This window comes from Streptococcus sp. KR (assembly GCF_002238115.1).
In the GTDB taxonomy this organism is placed as follows: Bacteria; Bacillota; Bacilli; order Lactobacillales; family Streptococcaceae; genus Streptococcus.
Genome location: NZ_NGVM01000054.1, coordinates 1 through 1,940 on the forward strand (window position 1 = coordinate 1; position 1,940 = coordinate 1,940).

Annotated in this window: 3 protein-coding genes; all 3 read left to right on the forward strand. The window is 33.3% G+C overall.

Annotation, left to right across the window (positions count from 1 at the left end; genetic code table 11):
* Positions 1-91 precede the first annotated feature (91 nt).
* The 3 genes from CBI42_RS10675 to pezT all read left to right on the forward strand — a co-directional run bounded on the left by CBI42_RS10675 (position 92) and on the right by pezT (position 1,717).
* Positions 92-319 (forward strand): hypothetical protein, encoded by a 228-nt coding sequence (locus CBI42_RS10675; RefSeq protein WP_000301902.1) that lies wholly within the window; start codon positions 92-94, stop codon positions 317-319.
* Positions 320-470: 151 nt separating this feature from the next.
* Positions 471-947 (forward strand): type II toxin-antitoxin system antitoxin PezA, encoded by a 477-nt coding sequence (gene pezA / locus CBI42_RS10680; protein ID WP_094753959.1) that lies wholly within the window; start codon positions 471-473, stop codon positions 945-947.
* On the forward strand, positions 947-1,717 hold the full coding sequence (pezT, locus tag CBI42_RS10685; RefSeq protein ID WP_094753960.1) for a type II toxin-antitoxin system toxin PezT: 771 nt from the start codon (positions 947-949) through the stop codon (positions 1,715-1,717). The genes pezA and pezT overlap by 1 nt, the downstream gene beginning before the upstream one ends.
* The last annotated feature ends 223 nt before the right edge of the window (positions 1,718-1,940 follow it).

Here is a 1,940-nt window from a genome sequence, read left to right on the forward strand (position 1 = left end):
TTAAACAATTATCCATTCACAACCAATCTTTTTGTGATATAATGAAAATAGAGAAAGTTTATCAATCAAAGACAGGAGAGGAGTTACAAAAATGGCAGTAGTATCGTTGGAAAATAATATTAAACTTTATAGTTCAGAATTATTTCAAGCACTATTAAAAGCCTCTAATTATAAATTGGATGAGCGTATTGCTCAGACTGTTGCAGAAGGCTATGCTCGTAATCTAGATTATTCTGATCCTGAACTGATGCATGTTGGTGTAACTTCGGTTGCTAACAACCTGCTTACAAAAATTAAACAAGAGTATTTTATTGTATAGTATTTTGAAAAGCCACCGAAAAAGGAATTAGTCTTTAAGGTGGCTTTTTAGAAGTAAAGTTTAGGCTAGAAAAACAACAAACAACGCACCAATTTTGGTGCGTTCTGCTTTTTTATGCTATAATGGATTTAGAAAAATAAAGGAGTTTGCCATGATTGGAAAGAACATAAAATCCTTACGTAAAACACATGACTTAACACAACCCGAATTTGCACGAATTGTAGGTATTTCACGAAATAGCTTGAGTCGTTATGAAAATGGAACTAGTTCAGTCTCTACGGAACTAATAGATATCATTTGTCAGAAGTTTAATGTATCTTATGTCGATATCGTAGGAGAAGATAAAATGCTCAATCCTGTTGAAGATTATGAATTGACTTTAAAAATTGAAATTGTGAAAGAAAGAGGTGCTAATCTACTATCTCGACTCTATCGTTATCAAGATAGTCAGGGAATTAGCATTGATGATGAATCTAATCCTTGGATTTTAATGAGTGATGATCTATCTAACTTGATTCATACGAATATCTATTTAGTAGAAACTTTTGATGAAATAGAGAGATATAGCGGATATTTGGATGGAATTGAGCGCATGTTAGAGATATCTGAAAAACGGATGGTAGCCTAATGGAAATCCAAGATTATACTGATAGTGAATTCAAACATGCTCTAGCACGGAACCTTCGCTCACTGATAAGAGGGAAAAAATCCAGTAAACAACCTATAGCGATTTTGCTTGGAGGGCAAAGTGGTGCCGGTAAGACTACAATTCATCGTATTAAACAGAAAGAATTTCAAGGAAATATTGTTATCATAGATGGTGATAGTTTTCGTTCTCAGCATCCACACTATTTAGAACTGCAGCAAGAATATGGAAAAGATAGTGTAGAATACACCAAGGATTTTGCAGGGAAAATGGTAGAGTCTTTAGTAACTGAATTGAGTCATTTGGGATACAATCTTTTGATCGAGGGAACTTTACGAACAATTGATGTTCCAAAGAAAACGGCACAACTCTTGAAAAATAAGGGATATGAAGTACAATTGGCCTTAATTGCGACAAAGCCTGAACTGTCGTATCTAAGTACTCTTATCCGTTATGAAGAACTGCACGCTATCAATCCAAATCAAGCACGCGCAACTCCAAAAGCACATCATAATTTCATTGTAAATCATCTAGTTGATAATACACGACAACTGGAAGAACTAGCTATCTTTGAAAGAATTCAAATTTATCAACGAGATAGAAGTTGTGTATATGATTCAGGAGAAAATACAACTTCAGCAGCAACCGTTCTTCATGATTTACTATTTGGAGAATTGAATCAAGTGGAGAAAGAGATGCTTAAATCTGGAGAAGAAAGATTGAAAGATTTAACTAATCTAAATGGTTGTTAGATCTTGACTTTTAAAATATAATCTACTTATAACTTTTGTTAGTTGTTTTAGGTGGGCGAAAATTTTTTAGAACCAAAAAACGCATAGTCTCAGGTGTTGAAAAACTTGAAATTATGCGTTTTCTTGTGGGATGATTTACTCCATTTTCTTCAGGAATTGAGATTTTGCCCATCTCTTTTTATTATATTTAAGGATATTTGAAAGATGTATTTTAGAAAAACAA

Coding starts and splice junctions, on each gene's coding strand:
- pezT (WP_094753960.1), top strand. CDS start 947: ATGGAAATCCAAGATTATACTGATAGTGAATTCAAACATGCTCTAGCA.
- CBI42_RS10675 (WP_000301902.1), top strand. CDS start 92: ATGGCAGTAGTATCGTTGGAAAATAATATTAAACTTTATAGTTCAGAA.
- pezA (WP_094753959.1), top strand. CDS start 471: ATGATTGGAAAGAACATAAAATCCTTACGTAAAACACATGACTTAACA.